The sequence below is a fragment of the Methylocystis bryophila genome, from assembly GCF_027925445.1.
Taxonomy (GTDB): domain Bacteria; phylum Pseudomonadota; class Alphaproteobacteria; order Rhizobiales; family Beijerinckiaceae; genus Methylocystis; species Methylocystis bryophila.
Map to the genome: position 1 here is coordinate 2,276,846 of NZ_AP027149.1, position 12,701 is coordinate 2,289,546.

The following is a 12,701-nucleotide window of genomic DNA, read 5'->3' on the forward strand; positions in this document are numbered from 1 at the left end:
AGCAGCTCCTGGCAGCGTTCCAGAGAATGCAGAAGCTCATGGGCCATGGAGGCCGAGAGGCCAGCGGTGTGTAACCCCCCAGCCAGCGCACGCTGGCGCTCTATGCGTCGGCGGCCCGCTTCGACGCGGGCGCGCGCCTCTCGCACTGCGGCAAATTCGGGCATCTCGCGATTCCCTTTTTGTTCGAAGCGCGAGCGTAGCATCGATTAGTGGTCGGCACGATGGCGCAGAGCTGTCAAAATCAAGGAAGATGCATGTTTAAGCGTCATCATGCGAAGGACGAAGATTCCCAGCCGAGAAAGGGCCCTGATCCCCGGACGTTAGCTTTCGGAGCAGACGGAAGCCGGGTCGTTAGATTTCTTTGCAACGCGGCGCCGCCGCGTTCGCGCCGGGTCTTGCTGCGGCGTGACATGCGGTTCACTGCGGCAGATGTCGAGCGCTGGTCGCTCGCGGGGCATCCTCATCGGCGAAATAGCGACCTTGTGGCCCTTGCGGATGCCTTCCCAGGCCTCTCGCCCTAACCCTCTCCCGTGAACGGGGCGAGGGAATACTCGCCGGAATTGGCGCCCCTCCGCGCGCTCTGCTAAGACCCCGCTCGCTCAAAACTCAGCGCCGGGAGAGGGGATGCTATTTTACGAACCGCTGTTTCTGTTCCTCTTCGCGCCGGCGGTCTATCTCCTTTATCTCGCGGTCGAAACGCGCTTCACGCCGCGCATGCTCGTGCTGCTTCTCGCGAGCGTCGTCTTTTACGCCTGGAGCGAGCCGGTCTTCATTTTCGTCGTTTTCGCTTCGGTCGCGCTCGACCTCTTTGCCGCGCGCCAAATCGACGCGAGCGCGGAGGGCTCGCGGGCGCGAAAGCTTTGGTTGACGCTCGGCGTCTGCGGCAATCTCGCGATCCTCGTCTATTTCAAATATGCGGGCTTCATTCTCCAAAACTACAGCGCGCTCATCTCGAGCTTCGGCTTCGCGCCTCTTAGCGCGCCAAATATCGCGCTGCCGATCGGCGTCTCCTTCATCGTCTTCGAGAAGATCACCTATCTCGTCGACGTCCATCGCAAGGTCACGCCGCTGGCAAAAAGCGTGACGCTTTACGCGCTTTATGTCTTCTTCTTCCCCAAGCTCCTCGCCGGTCCGATCATCAAATATCACGACATCGCCGGCCAGATGGAGGCCTGTCCGCCGGCGCATGTCGACGATTTTGTCACGGGCTTCTCGCGCTTCATGTGGGGCGTCATGAAGAAGCTCTTGCTCGCCGACGCCTTCGCCAGCGGCTGCGATCTCGTCTTCGCGCATCCGGCTTCCGAGCTCGGCTTCGCGGAGGCCTGGGCCGGCGTGATCTTCTTCACCTTCCAGATCTATTTCGATTTTTCGGGCTATTCCGACATGGCGATCGGGCTTGCTCGCATGTTCGGCTTCCGTCTGCTCGAGAATTTCAACGAGCCTTACGTCGCGACCTCCATGACCGACTTCTGGCGGCGCTGGCATATGTCGCTGACGAGCTGGATCCGGGAATATCTCTACTTCCCGCTCGGCGGAAATCGCGCGGGCGCGCTGCGCACGCAGATCAATCTGTGGCTGTGCTTTCTCGCGTCCGGCATATGGCACGGCGCGGCCTGGACCTTCGTCGCCTGGGGCGCCTACAACGGCTTTTTCCTCGTGCTCGACCGGCTCTTTCTCGCCCGCTGGCTCGCGAAGCTTCCGGTCTTGCTCGCCAATGCGCTCACCTTCCTGGCCGTGATGGTCGGCTGGACGATCTTTCGCGCGGTCTCGCTCTCTCAAGCCGGAGGCATGCTGGCGCTCATGGCGGAGCCCTGGGCGAAAGCGCCAGGCGGCGAGATGATCCCGAGCTACTATTGGCTCGCGGCGCTGATCGGCTTCGCGGTGGTCGTCGCGCAGCGGGCGGCGCTGCACATCCCGGGCTTCGACTGGATGGCGCTTGCAAGGAAGCATGCGCTGGCGGCGAACACGCTGCTCGCGGCGCTTTTCCTCGCGGCGCTCGCAAAGGGGCTCGCCGACCCGTTCAAGCCCTTCATCTATTTCCGGTTCTAGACAATGAACGCGCGCCTCCTCGCCCGAGCCCCGATCTTCGCCTGCGCGGCGTTGATCGGCTTCCTCTTTCTCGCGAATCTTTGGAACTTCGCGGTCGAGCGCGACTGGCCGAAGCTTCGCATTCGCAGCGCCGAGCCCTTGAACGGATTGTCAGCGGAAAAGCCCATTCCCTGGACGCTCGACGCGTTTCTCTCGGGCGAGACGCAGCACGCGGTCTCGACGCATCTCGATCGCGCTTCGCCGCTCTTTCCTATGTCGGTGCGCCTCAAGAACCAGTTCCTCTATTCCTTCTTCGGCGTCTCGGGCGCGCCCAATGTCGTCATCGGCCGCGACGGCGAGCTCATCTCCAGCGAATATATCAAGGAATTTTGCGCGCGCGGCGCGCCGCCGCCGCAGGACAAGCTCGACGCCTGGGCCGGCGACATCGGCGAGATCGGCGCGACGACCGCGGCGCTCGGCAAGAGTTTCGTCTATCTGATCTCGCCCTCGAAACCGGCCTATGACCCGTCCTGGCTGCCAGCCGGCATGCGCTGTCCGGCGCTCGCGCAACCGCAAGCGGCCGAGAAGCTTGCGCCCTACAGGGCGGCGCTGGCGGCGCGGAATGTTCCCTTCCTCGACGGGCAGGCGCTGCTGCACAACGAGCGCGCGCATTATCCGATCGACCTGTTCCCCAAGGGCGGCATTCACTGGAACCTGCTCGGCTCTGCAATCGCTTTGCGCGAGATCACGCATATCTGGGCGGCGCAGCCGGCGGGCTCGCCCGTCGGCGATTTTGCGTTCGACTGGCGCGAGCGCGACGTGGCGGTCGGAACAGACAAGGACCTCGTCGAGCTTTTGAATCTATTCTGGCCGCCCGTGCGCTATCCGACGGCTTCGATCGAGCGTCAGGGACCGCCGCAGACTTGCACAAAGACGCCGCGGCTGCTGCTCGTCGGCACCAGCTTCCTGCGCGAGCTCATTGTCGTGGCGTCGCAGGCGCCCTGTCCGCCGACGATCGACTATTGGTTCCATGTGCAGGCCGAGGGCCACAGCGAGCTCACGCGCTTCATCACCAAGCCCGGCGAGATCGGCAATGGCGAGCGCGCTCCCGCCGATCTTGCGCTGCTTGCGCAAAGCCTCAAGGAGGCCGACGCCGTCGTGCTGGAGGAGATCGCCCTCAATCTCTCGACGACGCGGCAGGTGGGGAATTTGCTGGCGGGTACGCGGGCGGCGAGGTGAAGGACGCGACGATTCTTGAATTGTCTATACGAATTGTATAGATTCCATGTTTGAATGGGATGAAGACAAACGGTCGAAGAACCTCGTCAAACATGGCCTGGACTTCTTGGCTGCGCGGCTGGTTTTTGACGGCCGGGCGGCCATAACGGCTCCGTCAGTTCACTCCTTCGAGACGCGACACGTCACGACGGCCTTCATCGACGGAAAGTTCTACACCGTCATTTGGACTTGGCGAGACGGCGCTCGCCGGATCATCTCGTTCAGGAGAGCGCGTGATGGCGAAGAAAGAGCGTATCGTTAGATTTACGGATAACGAACTCCGCGCGAAGCAGGCGTGCGGCGAGGATCAGAGCGATTGGAAGCGCGCCGCCGCCATGACGGAAGCGGAGATCGAAGCGGCCGTTGCGGAGGATCCCGACGAGGCGGGCATGACCGTCGATTGGTCGCGAGCCGCCGTTGAATTGCCGCACCCGAAGGCCACGCTCAATATGCGCATCGACCGTGACGTGCTTGAATTTTTCCGCAATCAGGGCAAGGGCTACCAAACCAAGATCAACGCCGTTTTGCGTTCCTACATGGAACAGGCGCGCCACGAGCGGTGACTGCCGCGCGATTTTCGCAAGGCGACAACCATGAGATTTTCTTGAACTCTCTCATTCCGATGCGCCTTGGCCATCACGCACGAGGACCAATCGGAAGTCGCCGAAGCTTTTGTTTTGGATCATTCGCATCACAAAAAACGACCAGACGATTGCGACAAGGAAGCCGACCGCTGTCAAGATTGTCGGCGCGCGGGCGTCGTCGAGCTTCAATTCCCCCGAGAAAAAACCCAGAATGAAGGCGGCGGCGGAACTCAGCACGAGCCAGCCAAGCGCGGTGCGCCACATAAAAGTCCACCACACTCTCAAATTTCGTCGCCAAGTGACTTTTAAGATTTCCACGATGCCTCCGACTTAAATGGGGTTCTCATGAAACCGTTAATCGCCTCGCTCTGCGCAGCGCGGCAAACGCGGAAATCGCCCGCGGTCGCCCGCTAGGCTCAATCGGGCAGCCAGGCCTCCGCCACTTCAAGCGCTGGCTTTCGCCCAATAGCCGGCCTCGCGGGCGATGCGCACATATTCGCTGCGCACCTCATATTCGCCATAGGCGCGCTCCAGCCGGCGCACGGTGAAGTGGCCGCGCGCCAGCGTCTCGAAATGCTCCATGAAGGCGAGATTGACGACGGCGCCGCCGAGCGCGCCGAGGATCGGCGCCGCTTGCGCCGCGGTCTTCTGAGTCACGACGACCCCGAAGCGCGACGAAATCCTCGCGATGAATCGCGTGACGACCGGCGCGCTCTCCGCCGCCACGCCGCCCGCCGCCACATAGCTTGTCGCTCCGGAAACGGATTTCGCGAGAATTCCGCGCAAGGCGAGATAGCCTCCCTCGAACACGCCCTCGCCTTCGCCATGGCCGCCGAGCGCGAAGACTTCGAGGCAGGCGAAGGACACCGCGGGATCGGAGAGGTCCTCGCCCTCGGTGCGGGCGATGTCGGCGATGGCGCGCAACATCAGCGTGGTTGAGACCGGCAGCTCCAGCGCCAGCGCCGCGCCGCCGGCGGCGCCGCCCACCGCGCCGCAAAGCCCGGCGAGCTGTCGGTGCGGCAGGCTCGGGCCGCCGTTCTTGAGCGAGCCAATGGCGAAGCGCAGCGCCGCCTCCAGCGCGCGCCGCGCGGCGATGGCGCTGGCGCGGCGCCATTTTTCCGGCATGACCTTGCCGGCGAAGCCGATTTGCTTGCCGGCGAGCTGCGACATGCGGCGCGCGAAGCTCGTGCGCTCGAGCGCCGCGACGGCGGCCTCCAGCGCCTGCATGTCGGCGCGGCTCAAGCGAGTGGTCAGGGCGGGCAAAGCGGTGTTCACGGACGCGGCTCCGGGGCGCTTGGATTTGGGGTAAAGATCGGGCTTTCCGCTCGGCCGCGCAAGGGGAGGGGGCGTGGGGGAAGGGCGGCGACAAGCTGAGCCTTGAAGCAAGGCGGAAATTACTAGGCGCGTCATGGCCGGGCTTGTCCCGGCCATGACAGGCTCGTTTTGTGGGCCGCGGTAGCGGGAATCAGCAAAACGCGCATGACAGAAATATGGATAAGGAGCCTCATGGGCGTACCGCGAAAGCTGTGGGGCGGGAGCTTCGGCTGGAGCTGGTGTGAGAGTGTTCGATCGGCTCTGCTAGACCCAACTAATTCTCAGGAGACGGCGATTAGCGCGAAGACCGATCGGGCGCTGTTGCGCTGCGCGAGCTAAAACCATACGCAAGCTAAGCTCCCGGCGCGCCTTCGCCTCGCGCAGAATCATCGTTCTGAACGCCGACGATCGCGACGCGGAAATTTTGCAATGAGTGAACGTCTGTTCGCCGACCGCCCGATTTCGCATCCGCAGGATGATGCTTTTGGCTTGTCATCCTTCGCCGATGCCCTGGCGACATCTCTCCTTCAGATGAGCCCAAAAGATGGGCTGGTCATCTCAGTCGAAGGACCCTGGGGCGCCGGGAAGAGTAGCGCCATCGCGTTGGCCGCGCGCACAATCAAATTGCGGCTGCTGGCGGGGCTGGGCGAGGGGCTTGAAGCGCTCGAAGAACTCGCCGAAGACCAGCTTGACGCGAAGTGGGCAGCAAAAGCCAAAATTCGGACCACCCACATTGTGCGGTTCAACCCTTGGAACTTCAGTGGGCAAGAGAACCTTGTTCGGGCGTTTTTCAACGAACTGGCGGCACAGATTGACGCCGAGCCCGAGGGAAAGCTGAAGAAGGCGATGAACAGCGTTGCGGGGTATCTTCCTTCAGTTGCCGGCGTTCTGGCCGCGGGCGGCACGCTGGCTACAGGTCATTTGCCCGCCGCCGCCGCCGCGGGTGCCGCTGCCCGCGCCGCTGGCGAGGCTGCGGAAAGAGCTCTTAAGTCTCAGAGTTCTCTCGAAGGCGCCAAGAAGAAACTCGCCGAAGCTTTGCGCGAAGCGGACCAGCGTATCATCGTCATTATCGACGACCTCGACCGACTTTTGCCGAGCGAGATGCGCGCCGTGTTTTCCCTCGTGAAGTCGTTGGGAGACTTGCCTAATGTCCTCTATGTGCTGTCCTTCGACGAGACCATCGTTCGGAACGCCCTTGAGCAAAGCGCGGAGAAGATCGACCCCGCGTTCCTCGAAAAGATCGTACAAGTGTCGCTCAAGCTCCCCCCACCGTGGAGGGACGAACTTCGTCAACTCTTGTTCACACGCCTGAACGCCATCACTGGCGATGCCGAGTTGGCCGATCTGGATCGGTGGAGACGCGCGCTAATTGGAGCCATAGACCCTTATCTTGAGACGCCACGCGACGTGACGCGGCTCGTGAACACTATTCAGGTGATCTGGCCCAACGTCGAGGGTGATGTCGACGTGACGGACCTAATCGTCATCACGACGCTTCAGCTTTTCGATCCAGATGTCTATGCGCTCATCCGGGAAGAGATTGAGGTTATTACTCACGCCGAGTACCGGTATGAGGACGAAAAAAAATTCGGCGCGCGGTTGGAGCCGACATCCGCCAAAAAGCCGGAAGTCGCGAAGGAGGCCATGGCTCTCTTGTTCCCGCGCCTTGCCAGGGCGTGGAACAGCCTCACCGCTGACGGTGCATATTACATCACGCAGAAGGAACAGCGACGCATCTGCACGAAGCAATATCACCGTAACTACTTCTGTTTCGGACGGGACGCGCGGATGCTCAGCCGCGCAGAAGTCGAGGAGATCGTTCTCGCAGATGATCCGTCGCCCACCTTGGATGCAACGCTGAAGCGATTGGCAGACGACCCGCCAGGGCGAAGTCCGCCAAGGATCGCTACGCTATTGGAACAGATTACCGAAGCGGTCTACGCGAAGCCCCTTCTCACGCCCTCGTTGCTCCGAGCCATCCTGGATCACTCGGATGACCTAATCCGCCGGGAAGATGTGGTGTGGGAGTTCCACGCGACCGACAATTATGAGCGTCTGAGCACAATCATAAGTCTGGGCGTTGCAAAGCTTGATGTTTCGAACCGCCAGGCAATTCTCGAAGTCTTGGTCAACCACAAGGCTGGGCTTCAGACTCGTGCGATTGCCATTGAACGCGATGCGAGGTGCCACGGCCTCTTTAGCAGGGGGCAGACGCACGAATCCGAGCGACTTTTCGCAGCCGACAGGATTGAAGCGGCCGCCTGTGCCGTTCGCGAAGAAATTGCCGCCGCGTGCGAGGATGGGTCCGTTTGGCAAACGCCAAACCCTGTTCGACTAATCTGGATGTGGCGACGAATGAGCGACAAGGATGCGCTGTCATCCTGGTTCGCGCGCGTTCTCGCTGATGACGATCTGGTTGTTCGTCTCGCTAATGAACTGCCAGGGCGAGTTTACCGGTCTGGCGGTCGTGGGACCGGTGTTTTCTGGACGTTCGAACGCGGCAACTGGCACGACCTGTTTGACGTCGACGCCTTGTTCGATCGACTGGAAGCCTTGTCTGCGTCAAGTCCGCAAGCCACGTCAGCTTTAACTCGCCTCCGCGAAGCCGAGCAGGCCGCAAACGATTGACGCTGGCGTGCCGGGAGAGGCCCGCCAGGCCGGGCGCGGCGTCAGAACTGAGGGCTCATGCCTTACTACCCGCTCGCCCCCTCCCCAAAACCCTTGCTTTCGCCGCCGCTTCCCTATTTGCTTTCCGCAGATTCCGCCAATCCCAAAGGACAAGCCATCTCATGTCGCAAGCCGCCGCTCCCCTCTCCCTCGACGACGCCGTGATCGCCTCGGCCGAACGAGCCGTCTCCGAGATCAAGCGGGCGCGCGAGGCCATCGGCGGCGTGGTTTTCGGCCAGGAGGAGGTCATCGAGCAGACGCTCGTGACTCTGCTCGGCGGCGGTCACGCGCTGCTCATCGGCGTGCCGGGCCTCGCCAAGACCAAGCTCGTCTCGACGCTCGGCAAGGTCCTGGGGCTCGACACAAAACGCGTGCAGTTCACCCCGGACCTTTTGCCCGCCGATATTCTCGGCTCCGAGGTGCTGGAGGAGGCGGCGGACCGCTCGCGCGCCTTCCGCTTCATCAAAGGCCCCGTCTTCACGCAGCTCCTCATGGCGGACGAGATCAACCGCGCTTCGCCGCGCACGCAGTCGGCGCTGTTGCAGGCGATGCAGGAGCATCATGTGACCGTGGCGGGCCAGTCGCACGACCTGCCGACCCCGTTCCACGTGCTGGCGACGCAAAATCCGCTGGAGCAGGAGGGCGCCTATCCGCTGCCCGAGGCGCAACTCGACCGCTTCCTGCTGCAGATCGACGTGTCCTATCCGGAACGCGCGGCGGAGCGGCGCATGCTGTTGGAAACAACCGGCGAGGCGCAGGCGGTCCCCGCGCAGGCGCTGACCGCCGAGGAGTTTCTGGCGGCGCAGCGTCTCGTGCGGCGCTTGCCGATCGGCGAGCGCATCGTCGACGCGATCCTTGATCTCGTCCGCGCCGCGCGGCCCGAGGGCGGCGATCCGTCCGTCGCGCCGCATATCTCCTGGGGACCGGGTCCGCGCGCCGCCCAAGCGCTGATGCTCGCCACGCGCGCGCGGGCTCTGGCGCAAGGCCGGCTCTCGCCGACCCTCGACGACGTGGCGGCGCTCGCGGCGCCGGCGCTGCGTCACCGCATGGCTCTGACCTTTCGCGCGCGTCAAGAAATCTCGCTGGCCGAAGTCATCGCCAGACTGGTCGAGAGACTTAGCTGAACATGGGCGAAAACCCCCAGACCGAATGGTTCGATCCGCGCCGGCGCGAGCCCTTAAGGTTCGAGACGACAAAGGCCGCCGAGCTTGCGCATCGTCTGCCCCTCATTCTCGCCAAGGCGCGCGACATCGCCGCGAGTCTCGTGCATGGCGCGCATGGCCGCCGCCGCGCCGGAATGGGCGACACCTTTTGGCAATATCGGCCTTTTGCGAGCGGTGAACAGGCGCAGCGCATCGACTGGCGCCGTTCGGCGCGCTCCGACCAGCTTTTCGTGCGCGAGCGCGAATGGGAGGCGGCGCACAACTGCTTCGTCTGGATCGACGTCACGGCGTCGATGACGTTCAAATCGGCGTTGGCGCATGATTTCAAGATTGACCGCGCGGCGGTGCTCGCGCTCGCGCTCGCCGACGCGCTGGTGAAGGGCGGCGAGCGCGTCGGCGCGCTCGGGCTCTCGGCCCCGACCGCCTCGCGCGACGCGATGATCCGCCTGGCGGAGCTCTTCGCCGCAGCGGCGGCTTCCGGCGAGGCGCCAAAGCTTCCGCCCCCCGCGCCGCTGCCGCCCCGCGCCCGCGTGGTGCTGATCTCCGACTTCTTCTGCGACGCCGAGGCCCTGGCCGAGCGGCTTTCCGGCTACAGCGACTCCGGGGTCCGCGGCGCGCTGTTGATGGTTCTCGATCCGGTCGAGGAGACCTTTCCTTTCGCGGGCGAGACGCTGTTTCGCGATCCTCTGGGCGGCGAGGCCTTTCGGGCCGGCGAGGCGCGCGCGCTGCGTGACGATTACGCGGCTAAGCTTGCGGAGCACAAAGAGGCGTTGCGCGAGGCGGCGCGCCGCGCGGGATTTCTATTTCTGGTTCATCACACGGACCGGCCGGCGGCGGAGGCCGCGCTGGCGCTCTTGATGGGTCTTGGCGACGGGGCGGAGGCGCTGCGATGGGCCTGACCTTTGCCGCGCCGCTCGCGCTCCTCGGTCTTCTCGCGCTGCCGCTGATCTATTGGCTCCTGCGCCTGACGCCGCCGGCGCCGCGCGAGGTCGTCTTCGCGCCGATCGCGATTTTGCGGAAGCTCGCTCCGCAGGAGCGCGCCAGCGCCGTTACGCCCTGGCCGCTGCTGCTGCTGCGTCTCGCGATCGCCGCGGCGGTCGCCCTCGCAATGGCGGGACCGGTCTGGAATTTCTCCTCGGCGTCGATGACGAACGCGCCGCTCCTGCTTGTCCTCGACGATGGTTGGGACGCCGCGCCGACATGGGAGCGCCGGATGGAGGCGGCGCGGTCGTATATCGACGCGGCGGCGCGCAGCGGCGGCAATGTCGCCCTGCTCGCCGCCTCGGAAGCCGCGCTCTCGCCCGAGCCGACCTCGGCTGCGCGCGCGGAGGAGCAGCTCGCGGCGCTGCGCCCGAAACCCTTTCTGCCGGCGCGCGGCGCGGTGGCGACGCGTCTTGCGGCTTTTGCGGAAGCGCGTCGCGGCGCGCATATCGTCTGGATTGCGAGCCCGTTGGATGGAGGCGGCGCCGGCGAATTCGTCGAAACCTTGCGCGCCGCCGGGCGCGCGGGCGCGAGCCTGGAGCTTCTGACCGACGCGAGACAGCCGCTCGCGCTCGCCGACGTCTCGAACGGCGCGAGCGCGCTCGAGGTTTCGGCCTTGTCGGCCGGCGCCTCAGCCTCGGGGGTGATCGAGGCGCTCGACGACAAGGGGCGGGCGGTCGCCCAGAAGTCATTCGCGATTCTCGCGGGGCAGCCCGCCAAGGCGCGTTTCGAATTGCCGGCGGAGCTGAGAAATCAGGTGAGCCTGCTGCGCATTTCGGGGGAGGCCGCCGCGGGCGCCGTGGCGCTGCTCGACGCGAGCCAGCATGTGCGCCGCGTCGCGATCGTGACGGGCGGCGTGGTCGATCGCGCGCAGCCGCTGCTCTCGCCGACGCATTATCTCGAACGCGCGCTGCAGCCTTTCTCGCAGATTTTCCTCCCCTCCGGGGAGGACGAGGATCAGGCGCTCGCCGCGCTGGACGAGCGCCCCGACCTGCTGATCCTTGCCGATGCGAAGGTCGCGCCGGGCGAAGCCTATGAACGGCTCTCGGGCTTCGTCGAAAAGGGCGGCGTGCTGTTGCGTTTCGCCGGTCCTCGACTGGCCAATGATCCAGACGATTTGACGCCGGCGCGGCTTCGCCGCAACGGGCGCGTGCTCGGCGGCGCCATGTCCTGGGAGGAGCCCAAGCGCCTCGCATCCTTCGACGAGACCAGCCCGTTCTTCGGCCTCTCCGTCCCGGACGACGTCTCCGTGTCGCGCCAGATCCTGGCGGAGCCCGATCCGGGGCTTGCCGATCGCACCTGGGCGCGCCTCGCCGACGGCACGCCGCTCGTCACCTTCGAGCGCCGCGGCGCGGGACTGATCGTGATGTTTCACATCTCGGCCGATCCGTCCTGGTCCAATCTGCCGATGTCAGGTCTCTTCGTGGAGATTCTTCGGCGCATTTCGGCCGAGGCGCGGGAGACCGCCGGCTCTCCTGTCGGCGGCGATCATAACGGGGCGCTGCCGCCTTGGCGCTCGCTCGACGGCTTTGGGGCGATCGTCGCGCCGCCGCCGACCGCCAAGCCGCTTCCTCCCGATTTCTCCGGTCCCGCCGACGCCGAACATCCGCCGGGCTTCTACGGCGCGCCCGGCGCATTGCGCGCGCTGCAGACGCTGGCCCCCGGCGCGACGCTGCACGCGCTGGATCTTTCCGCCTTGGGCCTGCCGGCGCGCCCGCTCGAGACCGCCCGCGACGCCTTCGATCTGCGCGGACCGCTGCTCGTCGCGATCGTCATGATGCTGCTCCTCGACTGGCTCGCGTTGCTGTGGCTCTCCGGCCGGCTGCGCTTTGCGCCGGTCGCGCTGGCGCTCGTCTGCGGGCTCGCCTTCGCTCAAGCGCCCCCTGCGCCGCGCGCCGAAACGCCCGTGCGGCAGCCGCCCGCGCGCGATCGCGAGGCCGCGCTGAAGACGCGCCTCGCCTATGTGGCGAGCGGGGATCCGCGCATCGACGAGGCGACGCGGCTCGGGCTCGAGACGCTGACGCGCATCCTCGCGCAGCGCACCTCATTTTCCGGCGGAGACCCGGCGGCCGTCGACCCCGCGCGTGACGCGCTTTCGCTCTATCCGATGATCTACTGGCCCATATCGCCCGCGGCGCCGCAGCCTTCGGCGCAGGCCAAGGCGCGGCTCGTCGCCTATATGAAGCAGGGCGGCATGATCGTCTTCGACACGCGCGACGCGCTCACCGCTCGCGCCAACGCTCAGCCGACGCCCGAGGCGCTGTGGCTGCGCGAGCTCGCGCGCGGCCTCGACATACCGGAGCTGGAGGTCGCGCCGCGCGATCACGTGATCACCAAGACCTTCTACCTGCTCGAAAGTTTCGTCGGGCGCTACACGAATGGCGAGACCTATGTCGAGGCGCTCGCGCCGGAGCCCGAGGAGCCCGGCGTCGCCCGGCCCGTGCGCGCAACCGACAGCGTCTCGCCCGTCGTGATCGTCTCTAACGACCTCGCCGGCGCCTGGGCGGAGGACAAGAACGGCGAGCCGCTCTATCCCCTCGTGCCCGGCGCGCCGCGCCAGCGCGAGATGGCGCTGCGCGGCGGCGTCAATCTCGTGATGTACACGCTGACCGGCAACTACAAATCCGATCAGGTGCATGTGCACGATCTGCTGCAGCGGCTGGGGCAGTGAAGCGGCCGCCGGGCG

At 65.2% G+C, this 12,701-nt stretch carries 10 protein-coding genes; 8 read left to right on the top strand and 2 right to left on the bottom strand.

Annotation, left to right across the window (positions count from 1 at the left end):
• Positions 1 to 624: 624 nt before the first annotated feature.
• The 4 genes from QMG80_RS10665 to QMG80_RS10680 are packed head-to-tail and all read left to right on the top strand — an operon-like array spanning position 625 to position 3,869.
• The gene (locus QMG80_RS10665; protein ID WP_085772810.1) at positions 625 to 2,049 is read left to right on the top strand and encodes an MBOAT family O-acyltransferase; all 1,425 of its coding nucleotides are present in this window, start codon (positions 625 to 627) and stop codon (positions 2,047 to 2,049) included.
• 3 nt (positions 2,050 to 2,052) lie between these two features.
• The gene (locus QMG80_RS10670) at positions 2,053 to 3,267 is read left to right on the top strand and encodes an alginate O-acetyltransferase AlgX-related protein (RefSeq protein WP_085772811.1); all 1,215 of its coding nucleotides are present in this window, start codon (positions 2,053 to 2,055) and stop codon (positions 3,265 to 3,267) included.
• Positions 3,268 to 3,313: 46 nt separating this feature from the next.
• Positions 3,314 to 3,568, top strand: a complete 255-nt coding sequence (locus QMG80_RS10675; RefSeq protein ID WP_085772812.1) for a BrnT family toxin — start codon at positions 3,314 to 3,316, stop codon at positions 3,566 to 3,568.
• Positions 3,543 to 3,869 carry a BrnA antitoxin family protein gene (locus QMG80_RS10680; protein WP_085772813.1) on the top strand — a complete coding sequence of 109 codons (327 nt, stop codon included), beginning with the start codon at positions 3,543 to 3,545 and terminating at the stop codon, positions 3,867 to 3,869. Before QMG80_RS10675 ends, QMG80_RS10680 begins: the two co-directional genes overlap by 26 nt.
• A gap of 51 nt (positions 3,870 to 3,920) precedes the next feature.
• Here QMG80_RS10680 and QMG80_RS10685 read toward each other — a convergent pair whose 3' ends face one another.
• Together QMG80_RS10685 and QMG80_RS10690 are read right to left on the bottom strand one after the other, a co-directional pair.
• The gene (locus QMG80_RS10685; RefSeq protein WP_158658846.1) at positions 3,921 to 4,169 is read right to left on the bottom strand and encodes a hypothetical protein; all 249 of its coding nucleotides are present in this window, start codon (positions 4,167 to 4,169) and stop codon (positions 3,921 to 3,923) included.
• Positions 4,170 to 4,334: 165 nt separating this feature from the next.
• The gene (locus tag QMG80_RS10690; RefSeq protein WP_245299969.1) at positions 4,335 to 5,165 is read right to left on the bottom strand and encodes an EcsC family protein; all 831 of its coding nucleotides are present in this window, start codon (positions 5,163 to 5,165) and stop codon (positions 4,335 to 4,337) included.
• A gap of 468 nt (positions 5,166 to 5,633) precedes the next feature.
• Between QMG80_RS10690 and QMG80_RS10695 the strand changes: the two genes are divergently transcribed.
• From QMG80_RS10695 to QMG80_RS10710, 4 genes are all read left to right on the top strand, one after another.
• Positions 5,634 to 7,832, top strand: a complete 2,199-nt coding sequence (locus QMG80_RS10695) for a KAP family P-loop NTPase fold protein (protein ID WP_085772815.1) — start codon at positions 5,634 to 5,636, stop codon at positions 7,830 to 7,832.
• Positions 7,833 to 7,993: 161 nt separating this feature from the next.
• Positions 7,994 to 8,995, top strand: a complete 1,002-nt coding sequence (locus tag QMG80_RS10700; protein ID WP_085772816.1) for an AAA family ATPase — start codon at positions 7,994 to 7,996, stop codon at positions 8,993 to 8,995.
• A 2-nt stretch (positions 8,996 to 8,997) separates the two neighbouring features.
• Positions 8,998 to 9,933, top strand: a complete 936-nt coding sequence (locus tag QMG80_RS10705) for a DUF58 domain-containing protein (RefSeq protein WP_085772817.1) — start codon at positions 8,998 to 9,000, stop codon at positions 9,931 to 9,933.
• Positions 9,924 to 12,686: a DUF4159 domain-containing protein gene (locus QMG80_RS10710; protein ID WP_085772818.1), complete on the top strand. Its 2,763-nt coding sequence runs from the start codon at positions 9,924 to 9,926 to the stop codon at positions 12,684 to 12,686. The genes QMG80_RS10705 and QMG80_RS10710 overlap by 10 nt, the downstream gene beginning before the upstream one ends.
• Positions 12,687 to 12,701 lie beyond the last annotated feature (15 nt).

Excerpts from the sequence above, each read along its gene's own strand:
- QMG80_RS10665 (WP_085772810.1), top strand. The coding sequence starts at position 625 with ATGCTATTTTACGAACCGCTGTTTCTGTTCCTCTTCGCGCCGGCGGTC.
- QMG80_RS10700 (WP_085772816.1), top strand. The coding sequence starts at position 7,994 with ATGTCGCAAGCCGCCGCTCCCCTCTCCCTCGACGACGCCGTGATCGCC.
- QMG80_RS10705 (WP_085772817.1), top strand. The coding sequence starts at position 8,998 with ATGGGCGAAAACCCCCAGACCGAATGGTTCGATCCGCGCCGGCGCGAG.
- QMG80_RS10675 (WP_085772812.1), top strand. The coding sequence starts at position 3,314 with ATGTTTGAATGGGATGAAGACAAACGGTCGAAGAACCTCGTCAAACAT.
- QMG80_RS10710 (WP_085772818.1), top strand. The coding sequence starts at position 9,924 with ATGGGCCTGACCTTTGCCGCGCCGCTCGCGCTCCTCGGTCTTCTCGCG.
- QMG80_RS10670 (WP_085772811.1), top strand. The coding sequence starts at position 2,053 with ATGAACGCGCGCCTCCTCGCCCGAGCCCCGATCTTCGCCTGCGCGGCG.
- QMG80_RS10695 (WP_085772815.1), top strand. The coding sequence starts at position 5,634 with ATGAGTGAACGTCTGTTCGCCGACCGCCCGATTTCGCATCCGCAGGAT.
- QMG80_RS10680 (WP_085772813.1), top strand. The coding sequence starts at position 3,543 with ATGGCGAAGAAAGAGCGTATCGTTAGATTTACGGATAACGAACTCCGC.